The sequence below is a fragment of the Salegentibacter echinorum genome (assembly GCF_900129445.1).
In the GTDB taxonomy this organism is placed as follows: domain Bacteria; phylum Bacteroidota; class Bacteroidia; order Flavobacteriales; family Flavobacteriaceae; genus Salegentibacter; species Salegentibacter echinorum.
The window spans coordinates 96,183-116,909 of record NZ_FQVT01000006.1; the positions used below are offsets into that span (position 1 = coordinate 96,183).

The following is a 20,727-nucleotide window of genomic DNA, read 5'->3' on the forward strand; positions in this document are numbered from 1 at the left end:
TAAGGACTAATGCTAAGCGTAAATTTTATAAAATAATTTATAATGAAAAGAACTATCAAAACACAAGAAAACCATCTTTACAAAATCGGTAAAAACATAAATTATTTTATACGTCTTTCTATTTTTCTACTATTTTGCTTTTCGGCACAAGCCCAACTTTCCTTAGCCGATATTTTTACCGATAATATGGTACTTCAACGAAAGGAACCCATTCATGTATGGGGCACTGCCAAACCTGGGGAGAAGATAATTGTTAAATTTTCTTCGGAAGAAAAAGAAACCATCAGCAGGCCAGATGCTTCCTGGGAAATAGTATTATCAGCAAAAAACGCAAATGTAAATCCGCAAAAACTGAAAATTTCTTCTGAAACAGAACAATTGGAAATAAACAATATTTTGATTGGCGATGTCTGGTTATTAACCGGCCAATCGAATATGGAATGGCCACTAAAGAATGAAAAACATTATTCCGAAGAACAAAAACAACTGGCTGGCGATAAACTTAGGTTTTTTAACCCTACTTATGTCGGCAAGGGAGTTTATTCAGAAAGTTTTAAAAAAGAAGATCTCAAAAACCTTAATGCGCAAGATTTTTATAGGGGAAACTGGGAAGTAAGCGGGAGTAAAAACACCGGGGAATTAAGTGCCATTGGTTATTACTTTGCCAAAGAATTAATTGCTTCAGAAGAAATACCCATCGGACTCATAAACCTGGCTATTGGCGGAGCGCCCATTGAAGCCTTTATAGCCGAGGAAGATTTGCAGTCAAATTTCAGTAAAAAAATAGGTGGAAATTGGCTTAAGAACAATGAGTTACCGGTTTGGATAAGGGAACGTGGTGATCAAAATGTAGGGCATTTAAAAGACATCCCTGAGGCCGGGCCCAATCACGGTTACAAACCCGGATTTGCCTACAAAGCGGGAATTAAACCTATTAAAAAATTTCCTATTACCGGAGTGCTCTGGTATCAGGGGGAAAGTAACGCCCAGGAAATGGAACGGGTAAAAGAATATAAAGATTTGCAAAAATTGCTTATTGAAAATTATCGCAATAGCTGGCAAAAACCGGAGCTTCCGTTTTATTGGGTAGGATTGTCTTCTATAGATACCCTAAACTATAAATCACATTTTTGGCCAGAATTCCGTAATCAACAGCTTTTACTGGTGGATGAAATGGAAAACGTTGGAATGGCGGTAAGTACAGATGTGGGTGCAAAAAATGATGTACATCCCCGGGATAAAAAAACTGTGGGAAAGCGGCTTTCCCGTTTGGCATTAAATGAAGTTTATGGCAATGACATTATTGTTTCCGGACCTATACCAAAGTCGGCTGAATTTAAAAACGGCAAAATTTATATTACTTTTAAGTCGGTTGGAAATGGCTTGAGAACTCGTAATAATGGGCAGTTAAAAGGTTTTTCGGTAAACGGAAAATCGGGTGTTAAAGCGAGAATCAAAGGAAACCAGGTGATTATTGAAGCTAAAAAGAAACCTGATTTTGTCTATTATAACTGGCAGCCCTGGGCTATAGGAACTTTAATAAACAAAGAAGGCTTGCCGGCTCCAACATTTAAGCTAAAAATATTAAAAAAATAAATGCCGAAAAGCTGTAAATACCAATTATGATCAAAATTTTGTCCTCAAAAAGATTATTCTATCTAAGCCTAATCATTTTAGGATATTTTGGTTTTTTATATTTAAACGCAAAGGTTTTAAAATGGAATAGTTTATTCCTTCAGTTTATAGTGGAATTATTTACTATCCTTTTATTGGTAGGACAAGTGGGGTTGCTTGTTATCGCAGCTATACATTGGAAAAAAGATAAATTTTCAATAAAAACATACGCCTTTTGGGCGCTATTGATTTTATTGCTCAATAGCTTTTGGACAATTGGATTATGGGTAATGTCAAGAATTTAAAGTATCATCGTTCAGCTTAAAAAATTGCGAACAAAATTTAAAGTTTTTCTGCTTGCTCAACAATCGAGATTTAAATGCTCCGAAACTTCTTCGAAATTAAACTCCGCTTATATTCACGAGGGCTTTTCCTGACGTAGTTTATTCTAATGTAATTTTAAGAGTGAACGTCAAGTAGCCACAATTTTAAAAAACCAAGGATAAATCATGAAAATATGTATTATGTTATACATATAATTTTATATCTTTAACACGATTTTTAACATTTGATATATGCTTGGTCGTACTTCTTTAGTTTTTAGCTTTTTGCTTCTATTTACTACAAATTTTTTATGGGCACAAAGTGATGAGAAAATTGAATTTACCTGGGATTCTTTACCTAATTTGCCATTAGAAAAAGGCGTTAATGGTAGTTTTAGCGGGGTGCAAAACGATGCCCTAATTATAGCCGGTGGCGCCAATTTCCCTGAAGAGGAAGTATGGGAGGGTGGAGAGAAAAAATACTACAATTCGATTTATGTTCTTGAGAAAAAGAATAACGAGTTTAAATGGGTTGAGGAAATAAACGCTACACTGCCTAAAAACCTGGCTTATGGAGCATCAGTAACTAATAGCGAAGGTCTTTGGTGTATTGGTGGTATGAACGAAAACGGTATTTATAAGGATGTTTTCGTGCTTAAATGGGATGCAAATTCAAGAAAAATAATAATTGAAAAAAAACCATCTTTACCGGTGCCCCTGGCAAATATGGAAGCCAGTATTATTGGTGATAAAATTTATGTGGCGGGCGGACAGGAAAAAACCGGCGGTAAAGCCACGAAAAACTTCTTTTCTTATGCTGAAAAAGAAGGCTGGAAAAAGTTAGAAAATATCCCTGGAAAAGGTAGGATTCAACCGGTAGTCATTTCTCAAAATAATGGAAAGACTAATGTAGTTTATGTCTTTAGCGGAACCCACTACGATCCCAATGCCAAAGATCCCAACGAATTCCTTTCTGATGTTTGGCAGTACAATCCGCTATCTAAAGAATGGGTAGGGAAGGGGAAAATTCCTTCTAACAAAACTCCGGGAATGGAAGGTGGCTATGTAGGTGCTGCCCCAGCAATCAAACTAGGAGATGCGCATATCTTAATTTTTGGTGGTGCAGGGGGAGCAAACCAACTTTGGAAAGATAGATTGCAGCTTCAGGAGCAATTAAAAGCTTTGCAACAAGAAAACTTAGATACAACAAATACAGCAAAAGCAGATTCCCTACAAAAAGCTATTTCAGCAAACCTTCAAAATACTTCTTTCTCAAACACTATATGGGCTTATCACACCATCACCGATACCTGGACAAAACGCGGCAGTATTCCCGGTAAAACCCAGGTGGTCGCTAAAGCTTTAAAGTGGGGGGGTGAAGTAGTTATTCCACTTGGTGAGATTAGTCCGGGTGTGCGTACCCCGGCGATACAAAAAATTAATGTTAATCCGCGAAAAACAGATTTTGGCTGGATCAACTATGTTACCCTAATTGCATATTTAGCTTTAATGATTGGTATTGGTTGGTTTTTCTCGCCTAGGAATAAAAGTACATCAGATTATTTCCTGGCGGGCGGACGAATTCCCTGGTGGGCTGCAGGTTTAAGTATTTACGCTACCATGCTTAGTGCTATTACTTATCTTTCTCAACCGGCTTTGGCTTTTAGCTACGATTGGCAGGCTTATCTAGGATATTTTACGATTTTACTTATTGTGCCACTTATAATTACTTTCTACCTGCCTTTTTTTAGGAGATTGAATATAACTACCGCTTATGAGTACCTGGAAAAGCGTTTTAATATCGTAATTAGAATGTTTGGAAGCGGCTCGTTCGTGCTGTTTCAGTTGGCTCGAATGGGCATCGTGGTTTATCTTCCCGCCCTTGCACTATCTACAGTTGTGGGAATAGATATTTATATGGCAATTGTAATTATGGGTATCCTGGCCGTGGTTTACACTGTGATGGGAGGAATTGAAGCCGTAATTTGGACCGATGTTATCCAGGTAATTGTTTTAATTGGCGGACTTATTTTAGGACTTATTTATATTGCCGTGGATATTGGTGATGTTGGCTATATTTTCTCTACAGCTTACGAGGATAGTAAATTTCAACTTTTCGATTTTAGGTGGAGCTTTACCGAAGTGGTCACCTGGTCATTATTTTTAGGGACTTTTGCGCTAAATTTTGCACCTTATACCACAGATCAAGCTGTAGTACAACGTTATTTAACAACTTCTAACGAAAAAGAAGCTAGAAAAAGTATTTGGATGAACGGGATTGTTTCTGTTCCTGCCGGCTTGCTTATTTTTTTAATGGGGACTTTTTTATACGTGTACTTTAGAGATAATCCTGAATTTTTACAGGTAGGAATGCAAAATGACGGAATTTTCCCATTATTTATTGCAGATCATCTGCCACCGGGGGTTGCGGGATTGGTGATTGCCGGAATATATTCTGCGGCCATGTCCAGTCTTGATAGTAGTATGCATAGTGTTTCTACGGTAATCACGGTAGATTTCTACAAACGCTTTAGCAAAAAACATACTGATAATACAACAATGAGCATCGCCCGGTGGGTAACCATAACCGTAGGGATTTTAGGTACAGGTGTTGCAGCTTTTATGGCTGCATATCCCATTGCGTCTTTATTTTTCTTCTTTCAGGAGATTGTAGGATTGTTTGGTAGTGCTTTGGCCGGAGTATTTATGCTGGGTATTTTCTTTAGAAAGGCCAACTGGGTAGGTACTTTAATTGGTGCAGTTTTGAGTGTGCTTTCTTTAGTAATGGTAAAATATTATACGCCCCTAAACTTTTATATCTACCCGCTTATTGCAATTCCCGTTTGTGTTATTGGCGGTTATTTGGCAAGTTTGTTGATCCCGGTTGGAGAAACCCCTGCGGAAAATTTAGTGTATAGCAGAAAGCGTTTGAAGAAGTAATTCTGAAAGCTTGAATGAACAGACCTCACAGGTTTTGAAAACCTGTGAGGTCTAGGTTATTAAAATTACAGTTTCATTTATGAATTTCAAGTATATTTTATCCTTCACACTGTTGTTTTTTATCACTCTTGGTTTTGGCTCAAAACCAAGAGGGCTTAAAATGGTATGATCTTTCTGAACAACAATTAGAAGGCAGGACTACAAAAGCTTCAACTAATCCGTTTCAGCGTTTCCCAGATGCTATGAGAGCAAGAACACGGGAAAAAGTATGGGAATTATCAAGAAATCCTGCCGGGGTGAAATTTCGGTTTACTTCCAATGCAAAAAATATTCGGTTGGAATATGAAGTGGAAGGCGAACAGGAATTTCCGCATATGCCGGCCACTGGGGTTAGTGGCATTGATCTTTATCAAAAGAACAAAGCTGGAAATTGGCAATGGGTAAAAGGAAATTTTCGGTTTTCTGATACAATAAACTATTCTTTTCAAATTTCAGCAAAAGAAGAAACTGAGACGAAAGAGTATATGCTTTACCTACCACTATACGCCAGTTTAAAATGGATTAAGCTGGGTATAGCCAAAGGTAAGATGCTGAAAGGAATTGATGCTGAAAAAAATAAACCCATAGTTGCTTATGGTACTTCAATTACCCAGGGGGCTTGTGCCAGCCGACCGGGAAATGCCTGGACGAATAAATTAAGTAGAAAACTTGATTTGCCCATACTCAATTTTGGTTTTTCCGGAAATGGAAGATTGGAGCCCGAAATCATAGATTACATTAGTCAAATAGATGCTGAAGTTTATATTTTAGACTGTCTGGCAAACTTTACTTCGGGACAGGGCCTGGATGATAAAACGGCTTATAAACGTTTAATTTCTTCGGTAAAAACACTTCTGAAAGACAATCCCGAAACTCCTATAATTTTAACCGATCACGCGGGCTATCCCGGGGGAGAAGTTTATATCCCAAAGAAAGAACTATATGAATACTTGAATAGAGCGAATAGTAAAGCTTTTAAGGAATTAAAATCTGCCGGAATAGAAGGAATTTATTTATTATCCAAGGAACGGCTTAACCTTACTGCTGAAGATTTTGTAGATGGTGTACATCCCACCGATGGCGGAATGGAAAAATATGCCCGGGCTTATGAGGAGATCTTGGAGATGATTGCAAAGGAGAAGTAGATCAATTCCAAGAAAGTTTTGAAAAATGATAATATTGAGGTGTGAGATTCAATTTTGAAGCGTAAAAAAGCTGCCATGAATTCTCGAATATTTAGAATTTTAATGATTTTTAGACTTAAAAAACTGATTAATATACCTGAATTCTACCACAGCTCAACCCTTCCGACTTCTTCCACTATCGTAGAAGAAGCCACCTTCCCTTCGATGGGAAGGAGCTCTTTTAATTTACCTAAGTAACCCGATAAGCCTGCTCCCATCCTTGGAAAGGAGGGGATGAATTCAGCTTGGCTGAAGAAGGGGTGGTTGCGTTATTTTTATAAACCAAATTCCACCAAAAACACTCCTCTCTCTAAAGCATCAAAATTCACAAAGAAAAAGGAAGATTTTTCCCTTAGTGTTTCTTAGAGTCTTTGTGGCTAAAAATAAGATTACTATTCAGAAACCTTAATAAAATAAGGCAATTCGTCTAAATCGGCTTTTACTGTTTTTTTTCCAGGACCTTTTATGATTCTACCGGAAGCGTCTTTCCATTTACCTTTTGGAAATTGAACAATTCGTTCCCTTTTCCCTTTTTTAAGTATTGGCGCTACCAAAACTTCATCGCCCAACATAAATTGATCTTTAATATGTTCAAAGCCATTATTGGGGAAACTATATTCCATAGTGCGAACAATGGGACTTCCTGTTGCTGCAGCTTCTTTAGCGAATTTCATGATTGTTGGCGTAAATTCTTTACGTAAATCAACAGCTGCTTTTACAGCCTCTAAATGTTGGTTGTCAAGAATTCGCCAGGGAGCTACAGAAAACTGCATCATTGGCATTAACGCGTGTACCTGCGCAGAACGCACAATAAGCTCCTGGTCTATTGTTTCGGCATTTAAAAACGACGAAAACTCGCCACCACCAATCATGTCTGGTGCGCTATAAGGATACCCCATAAGCCCCTGAAAGGTAATATTTGGAATTAAGGTGGTAAGCGCACCCCAACTATGGCCTTTGTCACTAAGACGCTGCGCCAGGGCCTGTCCGCCCATTTTCCACATGGCGCGATATTCATTAAGAGGAAAATCGAGACCAATTTCCCCAAAGAGTTGGGCGTGTTCATTGGGAGTGATATTTTTATTGTAAGAAATTGTTTCTTCAGGGTAGAAATTAAAATCTCCGGCATCTAATTTAAAGCCATCAACTCCATATTCTTCAGTTAAATGTTGTAACTGCCCCTTAAACCAATCTTGAGCTTTAGGATTTGAAAAATCAAGCAAAGCACTAACCCCATTCCACCAGTGAATCATCGCCGGTTCATTGGGTGGCAAAAGCTTGGTTTGAGAGATTTTATCGGCTTCCGGATTTTTAATAAATAGTTCTTTTTTAGCCAAATCCCGATATACGTCACTATCGGGACTCACAAAGGGACAAACCCAAAGCATCACTTTAAACCCCAATTCGTGCAGCTCTTTGATCATCGCTTTAGGATCTGAAAACCTGCCTTCGTGAAAGTTCCACTTCCCGTAATCTTCCTGCCAGTTATCATCTATCATTAAAACTCCGGGAGGCATTCCATTATCAATAATGGCGTGAGCATATTTTAATATATCCTCCTGATTTTGATTATACATCAATTCAATCCACGTATTGTATTGCGGCGCTTTAAAAAGTAATTCATCTGGTAATTCTCCGGTAGTTGGAAAATAGTTTTCCGAAGCATAGCTGTAAGCATCTTTTAGGGTTTTCCCGGCTTTTACAACTTTAATATCACTTCGTGCTTCCAGGCTTATTTCATTTTCAGAAAAACTAAATTTAAAAGGTTCTTCAGACCAAATTACCCTTCCCTTATTGGAAACCAACAACGGCTGTACCTGGTTGTACTTATTATTGCCATACATATCAAAGGAGTAGCCGGTAGAAAATGGCATATTATGACCATCGCTTACCGCGCCGCCCCACCAGGATTCGCCTTTCTTAATTGGGATAGTTTTGGTAACCTGGGCCATTGTCGAAAAATTAAACAATAGCAATGCGGCCAGAAATAATATCTTATTTACTTTTGATGGGTTTGAAACCTTTTGTTTTTTGATTTGAGACATTTTTTAAAGTTATTAGTTGAAAATTATAATCGGGTGAAATAAGACCTAATTCCCTTGGGGTAACGCACTATTTGTTTCCTGAATTATTTCCTTTAAATCTTGCTTTAAGGAATCCAATTTTTCTGGATGCTGTTTTGACACGTCATTTTTCTCTCCAATATCGTCTTTTAAATTATATAATTCATAGGTGTCATTTTCATAGAAATGAAGCATTTTCCAATCCCCTTTTCTTATAGCGCTTCCGGGAGTCCAGCCACTGGTGTGATAATGCGGATAATGAAAAAACAAGGCTTCACGGCGAGGCTTTTCATTCTTTTCAATTAAAGAATACAAACTTTCGCCATCTTTATGCTGTTCGGGTACTTTTTCAAGTTTTAAGTAATCCAAAATAGTAGGGTAGAGGTCCATACTAATCACGGGCTCATCAAAAGTTTTTTCTGAAGGTTTATTTCCCGGTGGTTTAATGATAAAAGGTACGCGTAGACCGCCTTCATAAGCCCAACCTTTTCCTGCTTTTAATGGTTTTACCGAAGTTGGCGGGGTACTTCTGCGATGCCCCAGGGTTGTAAGCCCACCGTTATCTGAAGTGAAAATTATAAGCGTATTATCGGTAAGCTCTAAGGAATCTAATTTATTCAATAACTTCCCTACGTTTTTATCTAAGGAATAAATCATAGAAGCATAAGCCGCGTTACTTTGGTTTTGTACGGTATAACCACGTCCGTCTTTTTCAATTACCAGTTCACTTTCTTCCAGTTGTTCTTTCTTTTTCTGAAACTTCTCAATATACTCTTTATTTGCCTGGATGGGCGTGTGAACGGTATAAAACGCTAAATGAAGATAAAAGGGATCATCTTTATTTTCTTCCAAAAATTTAATGGACTCTTTGGTAAGCCTATCGGTTAGGTATTCTCCATCTGGACCATCTTCAAGTTTTTTATTTTTATAGGGTGCATAATAGCCTCCCGGAGGTTGTCCATAGTGAAAACCTCCTTTGTTAATATCAAACCCTTGGTCTGTAGGTAGGTTGCCTTCGTCTCCTAAATGCCATTTTCCGGCAAAAAAAGTCTTATACCCATTAGCTTTTAAAGTTTCAGCAATAGTTTTTTCTTCCAGGGGAAGTTGATGCAAATCTTCAGGACCTTTCAGTATCCGATCTTTTGGATCGTCGCCGGGAATCCAATCTGTTACGCCCACTCGTGAAGGATATTTTCCGCTTAAAATAGCGGCCCGGGTAGGAGAGCATACGGGGTTTGGCGTGTAGGCATTGGTAAACCTTGTTCCCATTTCGGCAAGCCGGTCTATATTTGGGGTTTCATAGAAATCGCTGCCATATACAGCGAGGTCTTTCCAACCCATATCATCTACGAGAAGAAATACTACATTGGGTTTGTTACCGGGGTTTTTTTCTTGTTCGCTCTTTTCAGACTTATTTTTACAACTTATAAGTCCCATGCAAATTAGCATGAGGCTGAAAGTTTTAATTCCTATTTTGGAGGAAAGTTGCTTTAATTTTGTCATTTTGTAATGAAAGTTTTGTTTAGCGTTTTTAAAATTGAACTTGTCAAAAAAAAAGGAAAAAATGATTATGATCTACAAAGAAAGATCTTTTCGATTTAATCGCAATTAACAGGTCATTCCTTAGAATTAACCTATTTAATAATCATTTATCTCAGCTCAAAAACTGCCAGTACCGCTTTATGATCGCTTGGCCATACCCCAGGAGGGCTGTCTATGGGATCTTCTGTTCGCTCTGGTTTTCTTTGATTTTTAATGATCGATCCTTTTGGTCCGATGATTTTTACACTTTTTAATTTCAGTTTTTTTGAAGGCCGATAAAATATATAATCAATTCGATCACGATCGTCAGCTTCCGGAGCCCAGGCAAGTTTATCGATTTCTACCAGTTTATTATCGGCTGGAAAAGTAAAGCCGGGGTGGGTAACGGGATTGGGATAGATTTCACGATATGCATCTTTAAAGCCTGCTTTTTCGAGTTCGCTGGTGTTACGCCAGGGCATTGCAACCCCATTGTGATCGAACAGGTTTTTAGTAGCTTCGATCCAGTCTAGATGGGAAGCTTCGTTGAGATCGGTTCCAAAAATCACCAATCTATTTTTTTCTCGCTGTTTTTGAGCATCTGCAATAAGTGCATCTATGGCTTCATCCCGTTTAGATTCCAGGTTGTCTGCTGCGATTACTTTGGGATCTGTGATTGCTGAATCCAGCTTTTTCCAGGTCGAACCGTCATAACCCCGTGGCAGGTAGATACTACAATGCCTATAATCTAGATGGCCTGTATAAAAAGCAATTTTTTTGCCCTCTACATTTATAATAGCTTTATAAACAGAACCCTGATCGTTTTTAAGCGGAAAAATAGCCTCTTGAGAAATTATAGGGTAGCGGGAAAGAATACCACTGTCTTCACTTTTTTTAGAATAGAAGGTATGACCCTCTTCCGCCAGAGCTTTTACTAATTTTTCAGCTAAAATTTCATCTTTATAATTTCGCACTTCACTTAGTGCGATAAGGTCTGCTTCACTCCTAAGAATTTCTTCAATAATAGCATCGAAACCGCCGGGAACCATAGTGCCTTCCTGCCAAATATTAAATTGAAGTACTTTTAATTCTTGTGAATGTTGTTGTGCAAAAACCGGGGTCGCCATAAATAGGATAAAAAGAATTCCTTTTTTTAGGAAATCGATAGATGATTTTAGAAGAATATACATTAAATTATAGTTTAAGATTAAACGGATCTCGGAATAGTAATTAATATTTTTTTTGTTAAAATGTATTTTAAGTCAGAATACGTTAATATTTTAAAGTTGTTTTAATTAATAACTCATATATAGCATTTAATTCTTTAAATCGCTTTATATCTAAAGAGCAACTTCTTCGTCTGCAAATTGGAGTTTGTTATTTTAAAAAACCATAATCCTTAATTTCAGATTATCGGCCTAATTTAAAAATGTTTTTAAACTTAGTAACTTTTTTTGTTTTGTTTAATTTTAAAAACAAAAATATTTACATATTTACTTTCGTAAACAAAAAAATATTAGTTTCAATTCGTTCTATTTATAATATTTCTATATTTTTGAGGAGAAATCATTTATTGAGAGACTTCAATTTTATAAAACAATTAAATTAATTTTCCATGAGTTCAGACCGCAGATCATTTTTAAGAAATATGGCCCTGGGAGGAGGGGCAATTGCAACGGGATCATTATTATCATCCTGTAGTAGTCAAGAAAAGTTAGCGCAAATTAAAGCAGCAGCCAGTAGAAAGCCTGAGATGCGTTTTAATATGAGTGGCTATGCAGCTCCACCACTGGATACCGTAAGAATAGGTATTGTTGGTATTGGAGATAGGGGTTCTGGTGCCGTAGAGCGAATGACCTATATTGAAGGAGTGGAAATCACCGCGCTTTGTGATAAAAGACAGGCTGCAGTAGATGGAGGACAAAAAATTTTGCAGGAAGCCGGACTTCCAAAAGCAGCAGAATTTGCTAATAGTGAAACGGCTTATAAAGAAATGTGCCAGAGTGATCTGGTAGATTTAGTATATGTAGTGACCTCCTGGGATTGGCATATCCCAATCGCTATTGAAGCCATGGAAAACGATAAGCACACAGCAGTAGAAGTTTCTACAGCCAGGACGATGGACGAATGTTGGCAAATTGTGGAAACATCAGAACGCACTAAAAAACACTGCGTAATCCTGGAAAATTGCTGCTATGATTATTTTGAACTGCTAACCCTTAATATGGTGCGCCAGGGTGTTTTTGGTGATCTTATTCACGGGGAAGGCGCTTATATCCACGATCTGGATTACTGGCATTTTAACAAGCCACAGGACGATAAAATGGTAGATGGTGCTTATACAGACTACTGGCGCCTTGAAGAAAACAAAAGACACGCCAATGTTTATCCTACTCACGGTCTTGGCCCAATTTGCCAGGCTATGAATATAAACCGCGGTGATAAAATGGACTATTTAACTTCCATTATGTCTGACGATTTTACTTTAGGAAAAAGAATTAAAGAAGAAGCTCAAGAAAACCCAGATCTCAAGCAGTTTGTAGGAGCAGATATGAGAGGTAATATGGATATCCAGCTTATTAAAACCAATAAAGGCCGAACTATTATGATTCAACATGATATTAGTTCTCCAAGGCCATATTCCAGAATTCATATGTTGAGCGGGACAGAATGTTTTGCGCAAAAATGGCCTTTAAAACATATTGCTTTTGGCCACGAGGTAGCCGATGCAGCAAAAATGAAAGAATTGGAGGAGAAATATACCCCAGAAATTTTAAAACGAGTAGGAGAGATGGCTAAGAAAGTTGGTGGTCACGGTGGAATGGACTTTATAATGGATTGGCGTCTTATTGACTGTTTAAGGAATGGATTGCCTATGGATATGGACGTTTATGACGCTGCTTCCTGGAGTTGTATCACGTCGTTAAGCGAATGGTCCATTGCCAATAAATCGAATTCTATTGAAGTGCCAGACTTTACCCGTGGTGCCTGGAAAACTAACAAACCCGTGGATTTAAGTATGTCTGGTAAAGCCGGTTCTACAGGGGTAAGAAACCTGGAACGCACTGGAGCCGGGAAACAGCTTAATGTGGAGTAAAATATATTTTTAAAAATTAATTTACCTTGTTGGTTAACTCAAAGAAATAGAACGAGCTAACTAACAAGGTATATTTCTTTAACTTTTCACGAGGCGATATCTCTCGCTGGGTTGCTAATTTTTTGCGTTTAACATCATTTTGATTTCGTTTAAGATTTTTAAATATATCTCAATACAATGAAGAAAAGTTTTTTATTACTTGTTTTATCTTTTGCTGTTACTTTTCCTTTTAAATCAACAGCACAGCAAGCTACTTTTATTTCAGAAGAGAAACCCAATATCATTTTTATTCTTGTAGATGATATGGGATATGGCGATGTGGGCGTTTTCTTTCAAAATGAACGTAAGGCAAATGAAGATTTTTCGGAACCCTGGCTCTCAACTCCAAATTTAGACAGAATGGCTTCGGAAGGAGCTTTGCTTACCCAACACTATACCCCTGCGCCGGTTTGTGCGCCATCTCGTGCATCTTTGCTCTCTGGTTTAAGCCAGGGGCACACCCAGGTGCGTGACAACCAGTTTGACAAAGCTTTGGGAGATAACCATACATTAGCCAATGTTTTAGGAAAAGCAGGTTATAAAACCGCAGTAATCGGAAAATGGGGCTTACAGGGACGGGTAAAAGAAGAAAATGAAAATCCGAAAAACTGGCCTGCTTACCCAACGAAAAGGGGATTTGATTATTTTTATGGTTATGTAAGGCATAGAGACGGTCATGAACATTACCCAAAAGAAGGAATTTATCGCGGAAAAAAACAGGTGTGGGAAAACGATAAGGAAGTTGGTGACGGCCTCGATAAAGCTTATACCACAGATCTTTGGACCGCAAATGCAAAAAAATGGATTGCTGAAGAAACAAAAAAAGATGATAAACCATTTTTTATGTATCTGTCTTATGACACACCTCACGCGGTATTAGAATTACCAACCCAGGCTTACCCGGAAGGTCGCGGATTAAACGGCGGACTTCAATTTACCGGAACTCCCGGAAGGATAATAAATACAGCAAGCGGAGAACCAGATAGTTGGACTCATCCCGACTATGCAAATGCTGTTTACGATCATGATAATGATCCCAAAACTGCTTTAAAACCCTGGCCAGAGACTTATAAACGCTATGCTACAAGTATTAGAAGAATTGACAATGGTGTTGGTGACATCTTGCAATTATTGAAAGATTTAGATATAGATTCTAATACAATGGTGGTCTTTGCTTCAGATAACGGCCCTTCTATAGAGTCTTATCTTCCCGGAGAATATGCCCCGAATGAGGCTAATTTTTTTGATAGTTTTGGTCCTTACGATGGGATTAAAAGAGATGTATTGGAGGGTGGCTTAAGAACCCCATTAATTGCCCGTTGGCCGAACAAAATTCCGAAAAACAATATCGTGGAAACTCCCGGGATTTTCTATGATTGGATGCCAACTTTTATTAATGCTGCCGGGCTTCCCGCCCCAGTAAATACTAATGGAGTATCGCTTTTACCTTCACTAACCGGAGAGGGTGAGCAAGCCGAAAGCACAGTTTATGTAGAGTATTTTCAGAATGGTAAATCTCCAAATTATAAAGAGTTTTCGCCAGAAAATAGACTTAAAATAAGAAAGCAGATGCAAATGCTGCGTATGGGTGATTTGGTTGGATTGCGTTATGATATCAAATCTGCCGATGATGATTTTGCGATCTTTAATGTATTAGATGATACACATCAAGGTGAAAACCTGGCAACCAGAGATTCGATGGCTGCGCTACAACAAGAAATGAAAGATAAAGTCTTACAAATTAGACGTTTTAACAGCACCGCAGTAAGACCTTATGATTCTGTAGCCGTTCCTGCTGTTGCTGCTTCAAAATTATCCAATGGAATAAACTGGGAAGGCTATAATGGTGATTTCCCCTGGATACCGCAAGTTAACTCCCTGCCCGTAGCTGACAATGGCAGAATAAAGAAAGCGAAATTTAAAGAAGTGCTTAGAAAACCCCACGATGTATTCGTTTTTAACGCTTTTATAAAGGTTCCTGAAACCGGGGAGTACACTTTTTATCTCAATACAAATAATAGAAGCTTTTTAAAAATCCATCAAATTAATCTATTAGATGGCGATTATAATTTTAAGAAAGGGGAGGAGCTTAAAGCTACCATCCAATTGGAAAAAGGTTTACATCCCTTTCAGTTGTATTACAAGAAGCAAAATGGGACAGCTCCCAAATTAGATTTACAATGGGAAGGCCCGGGTTTTAATCGAAAAAAATTTCTTCAGAACAATTTTTCAGAAATAAATAATTTTAAGTTCAACGCAGCGCTAAAAAACAATGTGGCGCTTTTAATTAATGAGTAAATATGTCAAAACAAACATTTCAGCAGCTATCTTCGGGTCTGTTGTTATTTTTTTTATGTGTTAATTACATAAACGCGCAGGATAGGGAACCCGATCCTATCTTCGAAAATCCTAATATGCAAGCCGAAAACCGCCTTCCTATGCGGGCGGCTTATTTTCCTTTTGAGGATAAAAACCTTGCCAAAAAAGGAGCAAAGAAAGAATCTGATAGATTTTTAGACCTTAATGGTACCTGGAAGTTTTTCTGGACTGAACATTATAAAAACCTTCCGGAGAATTTTGAAGCAGTGAACTTTGATGATTCTGAATGGGATAATTTTAAGGTTCCTGCCAACTGGGAATTTAATGGCTATGGAACACCAATCTATGTGAACCATCCATTTGAGTTTGCCGTAGAAAATCCGAATCCGCCATTTATTGAAAATGAGAAAAACCCTGCTGGAATTTATAGACGTACCATAGAGTTACCTGCAGATTGGGAAGACCAACAAGTATTTATTCACCTAGGAGCGGTAAAATCTGCTTTCCGTTTATATGTAAATGGAGAATATGTGGGACTTGGCGAAGACAGTAAACTGGAATCTGAATATGAACTAACCGATTTTGTAAAACCGGGTGAAAACCTAATTACGATAGAAGTGCGGCGTTGGAGTGACGGTAGTTACCTGGAAGCGCAGGATTTTTGGAGAATTAGCGGAATTCAACGAAATGTGTATATGTATGCTCGTCCAAAGGTGCATTTTTATGATCTGTTTGTAAAAAGCGGATTAAAAAACAATTATAACGACGGTGATTTTTCTTTTAATATAGAAGCATGGAACCGTACTGATAAACAACAAGATCAAAACACTGTTGTCGCTAAGCTTTTTGATGCCGATGGCAACCAGGTTTTTAAAGATGAACAAAAAACCATTGGCCTAAAGCGGAAAATGGGAAAAACCGTGCTTCAGTTTAAGAAATTGATTCCAAATGTAAAAAGTTGGTCGGCAGAGACTCCTTATTTATACGATTTGGAGGTTAGCCTATTGGATTCCGAAGGAAAATTAAAAGAAGTCATAAATATTGATGTAGGCTTTAAATCTTATGAGATTGAAGGAAACCAGTTTTTGGTAAACGGAAAACCGGTATTGTTTAAGGGAGTAAACAGGCATGAATCTCATCCTGAAACCGCTCACGTAGTCACAAAAGAACAAATGCTGGAGGACATTCGTATTATGAAAGAATTAAATATGAATGCCGTGCGCCTTTCTCATTATCCTAATGATCCAGCCTGGTATGAACTCTGTGATAAATATGGGTTTTACGTAATTGACGAAGCCAATATTGAATCGCACGGGATGTATTATGATCCAGATAAAACTTTAGGAAATAATCCCGAGTGGGAACACGCCCATATGTTGCGTATTAAAAGAATGGTAGAGAGGGATAAAAACCATCCTTCAATCGTTGCCTGGAGTATGGGAAATGAAGCCGGTAACGGTTATAATTTCTATAATGCCTATACCTGGCTAAAAGGTTTCGATACTACACGACCCGTGCAATATGAGCGTTCTACTACCGAGTGGAATACAGATATGATCGTGCCACAATATCCGCATCCTCGTTCTATGGAGCGATGGGCACAAAGCAACCCAGACAGGCCTTATATCATGAGTGAGTATGCGCACGCTATGGGGAATAGTATGGGGAATTTCAAGGAATATTGGGAAATCATTAAAAAGTATCCGCAGTTGCAAGGTGGATATATTTGGGACTGGGTTGACCAGGGAATCTACAAAGAAGTAGATGGAAAGAAAATCTTTAGTTATGGCGGCGACTGGGGTCCAGAAGATACTCCCAGCGATGACAACTTCCTTATCAACGGGGTGATTATGCCAGACAGGACCTGGAACCCACATGCTTATGAAGTGCGTAAAGTATTTCAGGAAGTGACATTTAACCTGAATGAAAATAAGGATGAACTTGAAATTTTTAACGAGTTTTTCTTCCGAGATTTATCCAATTATAAATTTACTGCAGAGTTATTAAAGAATGGTAAAGTAGTAAAATCTGAAGAACTGGGAGACTTTGCCGTGGCTCCAAGAAATTCAACTTCAGTAAAAATTCCTTTTGAAATTCCGCAGGATAAAGCAGCCGAATACAGACTGCATATTACCGGAAAAATTATTAAAGAAGAAGGTTTAATGAAGCCAGGAACTTTAATTGCAGAATCTGAATTTGCAATAACGCCACCGGTAGAAGAAGTACAAGACCTACAACCAGTTGATTTGAAAGTTGAAGAGGATGATAATATGATAAGTTTTTCTAAAGGTAGGTTTGCGATTAAATTCGATAAAACCAACGGACGTTTTTCAGATTACAAATACAAAGGAAATGTATTGATTGAAAAAGGTCCTGAGTTAAGTCTGTTCAGACCTCTTACAGATAATGATTTTGGTGCCGGACTTAACAGAAAAGCAGATTATTTAAAAGATCCAAAATTAGAAGTTGAGGACTTTAATTATGCTAAAAATGAAGAAGGTGCCACGCAGGTTAAGGTAACTTATAATGTATTGGATGGAGATGCCAAATTTGTGCAAACCACCACTATCTATGATGATGGAAAATTAAAGATCACCAATGATTTTAATGCTATTAAAGGCGATCATAATTTGGTGCTCAAATTTGGAAACAACCTTACACTTCCAAAAAAACTAGATGAATTTAAATGGTATGGCCGTGGTCCCTGGGAAAGCTATGATGACAGGAAATTTAGCGCTATGGTAGGTATTTATGAAGGGAGCGTAAAGGATCAATATCATCCCTATGTAAGGCCACAGGAATCTGGTAATAAAACAGATGTGCGCTGGGCAGAGGTGAGCAACGGAAGAAACAAAGGAATAAAAATTAGTTTTACCGATAATTTGCTTAATGTTTCAGCCTTACCATATAGCTGGGAGCAACTTTATCCTTCGGCAACGAAAAGCCAGCAGCATTCCAGGTTATTGGAAGAAGGACCTTCAACTTATTTAAATATAGATTTGAGACAAATGGGGGTAGCCGGTATAAATAGCTGGGGAACCCTTGCCCTGGAAAAATACAGGATGCCGTTTAAAGATTATAATTATAGCTACATTATTTCTCCTTTATAAGAGGAAAGGTTTAGTTAAATTAAATTTGCAACCCATCGTGATACTGGATTAGAACCAGAAAACACGATGGGTTTTTTATTGCTAAAAATTGATCTTAGATCAATGGTGGCCTAAACGCTATTATTGATTTACTGTCAAATCTCGATATCGTAGAATTCTTATAGTTTTTTGAATTAAAGGTTTTAAATACCGGGGAGATAGCCAAAGGTTTAATTAACCGGGCAATTAACTTGAGTGACCTCACAGATTTTGAAAATCTGTGAGGTCTTACTTTTGATGCTTATCTCGATTTTTATTTTTAAAGATAAAAGAGGCATCAAATTGATTGTTGAATTCCTATTGATATTCAGTGACGTAAGCACTTAAACAGGCTATTAGTAAGCTCAATATTTAATACTATCGAATGTCAGCTATATTAACCAAATAGATTAAAATCCCTGTTTTAAAACGAATTTAAAAACTCATTGGCCTCTTTAAGATTTTTGGATACCAGATCTTTATTAAAGTTTTCAAGCTCAAAATTCGTCAGAATTTTATTTAATTCGTTTAAGGCTTCGTTATTTCCTGCTTTTTCAAACTCATCTTTAAGAATTTGTATTTTCTCAAAAGCCTGAACTCCTGCCTGCAGGTTTTCAAAACGCAGGGAACTTCTTCCGCCGGGATATACAAAATAAGTGTCACCGGCAGCCCAGGTAGTAAACCTGCTATCTAATAGAGGTTCGAGTACCCAACTATTATACGCCCAGCGCAAATAACCATCTAATCCCGTTGCGGCAGCGTGCCAGGCATACCATTCACTTTCGGCCGGGGAGCTAAATGTAAAACTGTTGGGAGCAACGTGGCTGCAGCTGGTATAGAAAGTAGAAATTTTTCCGGACTTCTTACGCTCTTTAAGCACCGCTTTTGAAAATTCGCTTTCCAGGGTTAAGCAATAGTCATCTACATCGGGATATAATTCGGGGTGTTTGGCACCTGCAAAAGAAATTTTAAAATCTTTATCGGCTTTATGGATCACTTTTATAGTTTCCTGCATAGTTTCCATTGGACGCTCATCCATTGCGATATACGTTTTTTCAAACCAGCCTTTCTCTTTTAAATGGTCGGCAAAAGATGACAGCATGGCTACCCAAACTTCTTCATAAAGCTTTTCGCCGGGTTGGGTTTCCAAGTGTTGAGTTTTGTTTGAGGCTTCGTCAAAATAAGCAAAACTGAGTTTCCAGGGAATCATGGTATAGGCATTAATTTGTTTGGTGATGCCCTGGTCCATCATAAACTCCACCCATTTATCAAAAACTTCAAAATTAAAATGCCATTGGCCGTCTAAGGTCTTCGTCCAGCGTACCATGGAATTAAAAGGATCATGAGTTTGGCCATCCCAGGGGCGATCAATAATACTGGCGGTTATAGATTTACCACCGGCATTGGCATAATGGCCCATTTCTTTTTCTAAAGCCTTAAAATGAGCTTCACTCCATAGTTCGGTTTGATGGTAACGCGCTACCGCATAAGGGTTTTGCCAAAGGTCCAGATGAAAATCCCAATCTTTGGCTTCCGGTAAGATTCGGTCGATTACTTTTATGGAGATTGGCAGTTTTTTCAGGGTTTTATTATCCGACAGAATTTTAACCGTGCCGGTATATGAACCTGCTTTGGTGTTTTTGGGAATTTCTATAGAAATCCATCCCGGTCGGGTGTTGTGTTTTGCTATTTTTAAAGTAGGAGTAATAGGGTCAATAATATCGGCTACCAGGCTTGAATCAAAGTCGGCAGGCTTTCTGTGTCCGCAGGCACCCTTTTTATCTTTATTGAGCTCATCGGTTAACACGTAACGCACAAATGCGCTCTCCATGTGATTTTTTGAAATTTTACTATTTCCACTTTTCTCCTTCAAATCTGAAAGTTCTACGGAAATATTAAGATCTTTCCTGCCTGCAGAAACCACCCATTGCGCAGAAACTTTCTCGCCTTTCCAGGCTTGTAGGTTTATTTTTTCTGAAAGTGTAGCTTTTGAGGTTGGTACCTCTTTTTTATAACGGCTATGTGTATCGCCCCAACCAATGGTATTTTTGGTATGTTTCTTCCATTGTTGAATTGGAATAGGAGTGGGGTTTTCCAACTCCTTAAAGGATTGTACCGGAAATTTTTGCTGTCCGGTTTTTTGACCAGAGTGAGTCATTCCTTCTTTGGTTTGGGAGAAGGAAAAACTAAAAGTTAAGCAAAAGAAAATAAGCGATAGCCGGAGGTAAGTAGTTTTCATAAATCAAATAAAATTATTGCATAAAAATAACGCCTAATATAACCAGATTTCGCGGGATTACCCCTATAAAAAAATAGCTTAAATGAACTTATCTTAAATATAACTTTTTGGGACAAATACTAAAGTGAATTTATGGTATAAAACTACTTTTAAAAATAAAATGTTTGTAGCCTATCTTATGTTCTAAAACATAGAATGATTAAACATTTTTTCTCACTTCC

11 protein-coding genes are annotated in these 20,727 nt (G+C 37.9%); 7 read left to right on the forward strand and 4 right to left on the reverse strand.

Annotated elements, in window-relative coordinates; translation table 11 throughout:
- The first annotated feature begins 42 nt into the window (after positions 1-42).
- The 4 genes from BUA71_RS11065 (at position 43) to BUA71_RS11080 (ending at position 6,061) form a co-directional block, all read left to right on the forward strand.
- Entirely contained in the window at positions 43-1,596 is a 1,554-nt protein-coding gene (locus tag BUA71_RS11065; protein WP_083572086.1) for a sialate O-acetylesterase, read from the forward strand.
- A gap of 26 nt (positions 1,597-1,622) precedes the next feature.
- Entirely contained in the window at positions 1,623-1,919 is a 297-nt protein-coding gene (locus BUA71_RS11070; protein WP_072879723.1) for a hypothetical protein, read from the forward strand.
- A gap of 270 nt (positions 1,920-2,189) precedes the next feature.
- The gene (locus BUA71_RS11075; RefSeq protein ID WP_072879725.1) at positions 2,190-4,877 is read left to right on the forward strand and encodes a sodium:solute symporter family protein; all 2,688 of its coding nucleotides are present in this window, start codon (positions 2,190-2,192) and stop codon (positions 4,875-4,877) included.
- 134 nt (positions 4,878-5,011) lie between these two features.
- Positions 5,012-6,061: an SGNH/GDSL hydrolase family protein gene (locus BUA71_RS11080; RefSeq protein ID WP_139277091.1), complete on the forward strand. Its 1,050-nt coding sequence runs from the start codon at positions 5,012-5,014 to the stop codon at positions 6,059-6,061.
- Between the two features lie 431 nt (positions 6,062-6,492).
- Here BUA71_RS11080 and BUA71_RS11085 read toward each other — a convergent pair whose 3' ends face one another.
- From BUA71_RS11085 to BUA71_RS11095, 3 genes are all read right to left on the reverse strand, one after another.
- Positions 6,493-8,145, reverse strand: coding sequence for a glycoside hydrolase family 31 protein (locus BUA71_RS11085; RefSeq protein WP_072879729.1), 1,653 nt, complete (start codon positions 8,143-8,145; stop codon positions 6,493-6,495).
- 45 nt (positions 8,146-8,190) lie between these two features.
- Complete coding sequence (locus BUA71_RS11090; RefSeq protein ID WP_072879731.1) at positions 8,191-9,666, reverse strand: sulfatase; 1,476 nt, start codon at positions 9,664-9,666, stop codon at positions 8,191-8,193.
- 146 nt (positions 9,667-9,812) lie between these two features.
- Positions 9,813-10,874 carry an endonuclease/exonuclease/phosphatase family protein gene (locus BUA71_RS11095; RefSeq protein ID WP_083572088.1) on the reverse strand — a complete coding sequence of 354 codons (1,062 nt, stop codon included), beginning with the start codon at positions 10,872-10,874 and terminating at the stop codon, positions 9,813-9,815.
- Between the two features lie 425 nt (positions 10,875-11,299).
- Here BUA71_RS11095 and BUA71_RS11100 point away from each other — a divergent pair, with 425 nt between their 5' ends.
- The 3 genes from BUA71_RS11100 to BUA71_RS11110 all read left to right on the forward strand — a co-directional run bounded on the left by BUA71_RS11100 (position 11,300) and on the right by BUA71_RS11110 (position 18,249).
- The gene (locus tag BUA71_RS11100; RefSeq protein WP_072879733.1) at positions 11,300-12,781 is read left to right on the forward strand and encodes a Gfo/Idh/MocA family protein; all 1,482 of its coding nucleotides are present in this window, start codon (positions 11,300-11,302) and stop codon (positions 12,779-12,781) included.
- A gap of 177 nt (positions 12,782-12,958) precedes the next feature.
- Entirely contained in the window at positions 12,959-15,118 is a 2,160-nt protein-coding gene (locus tag BUA71_RS11105) for a sulfatase-like hydrolase/transferase (protein WP_072879735.1), read from the forward strand.
- 2 nt (positions 15,119-15,120) lie between these two features.
- The gene (locus BUA71_RS11110) at positions 15,121-18,249 is read left to right on the forward strand and encodes a glycoside hydrolase family 2 TIM barrel-domain containing protein (protein WP_072879737.1); all 3,129 of its coding nucleotides are present in this window, start codon (positions 15,121-15,123) and stop codon (positions 18,247-18,249) included.
- 442 nt (positions 18,250-18,691) lie between these two features.
- Here BUA71_RS11110 and BUA71_RS11115 read toward each other — a convergent pair whose 3' ends face one another.
- Positions 18,692-20,425, reverse strand: coding sequence for a DUF4091 domain-containing protein (locus BUA71_RS11115; RefSeq protein ID WP_245812575.1), 1,734 nt, complete (start codon positions 20,423-20,425; stop codon positions 18,692-18,694).
- Between the last annotated feature and the right edge of the window lie 302 nt (positions 20,426-20,727).

Bases quoted from the DNA above. Each gene is read 5' to 3' on its own strand.
- BUA71_RS11065 (WP_083572086.1), top strand. From the start codon at position 43: ATGAAAAGAACTATCAAAACACAAGAAAACCATCTTTACAAAATCGGT.
- BUA71_RS11070 (WP_072879723.1), top strand. From the start codon at position 1,623: ATGATCAAAATTTTGTCCTCAAAAAGATTATTCTATCTAAGCCTAATC.
- BUA71_RS11075 (WP_072879725.1), top strand. From the start codon at position 2,190: ATGCTTGGTCGTACTTCTTTAGTTTTTAGCTTTTTGCTTCTATTTACT.
- BUA71_RS11085 (WP_072879729.1), bottom strand. From the start codon at position 8,145: ATGTCTCAAATCAAAAAACAAAAGGTTTCAAACCCATCAAAAGTAAAT.
- BUA71_RS11090 (WP_072879731.1), bottom strand. From the start codon at position 9,666: ATGACAAAATTAAAGCAACTTTCCTCCAAAATAGGAATTAAAACTTTC.
- BUA71_RS11095 (WP_083572088.1), bottom strand. From the start codon at position 10,874: ATGTATATTCTTCTAAAATCATCTATCGATTTCCTAAAAAAAGGAATT.
- BUA71_RS11100 (WP_072879733.1), top strand. From the start codon at position 11,300: ATGAGTTCAGACCGCAGATCATTTTTAAGAAATATGGCCCTGGGAGGA.
- BUA71_RS11105 (WP_072879735.1), top strand. From the start codon at position 12,959: ATGAAGAAAAGTTTTTTATTACTTGTTTTATCTTTTGCTGTTACTTTT.
- BUA71_RS11110 (WP_072879737.1), top strand. From the start codon at position 15,121: ATGTCAAAACAAACATTTCAGCAGCTATCTTCGGGTCTGTTGTTATTT.
- BUA71_RS11115 (WP_245812575.1), bottom strand. From the start codon at position 20,425: ATGACTCACTCTGGTCAAAAAACCGGACAGCAAAAATTTCCGGTACAA.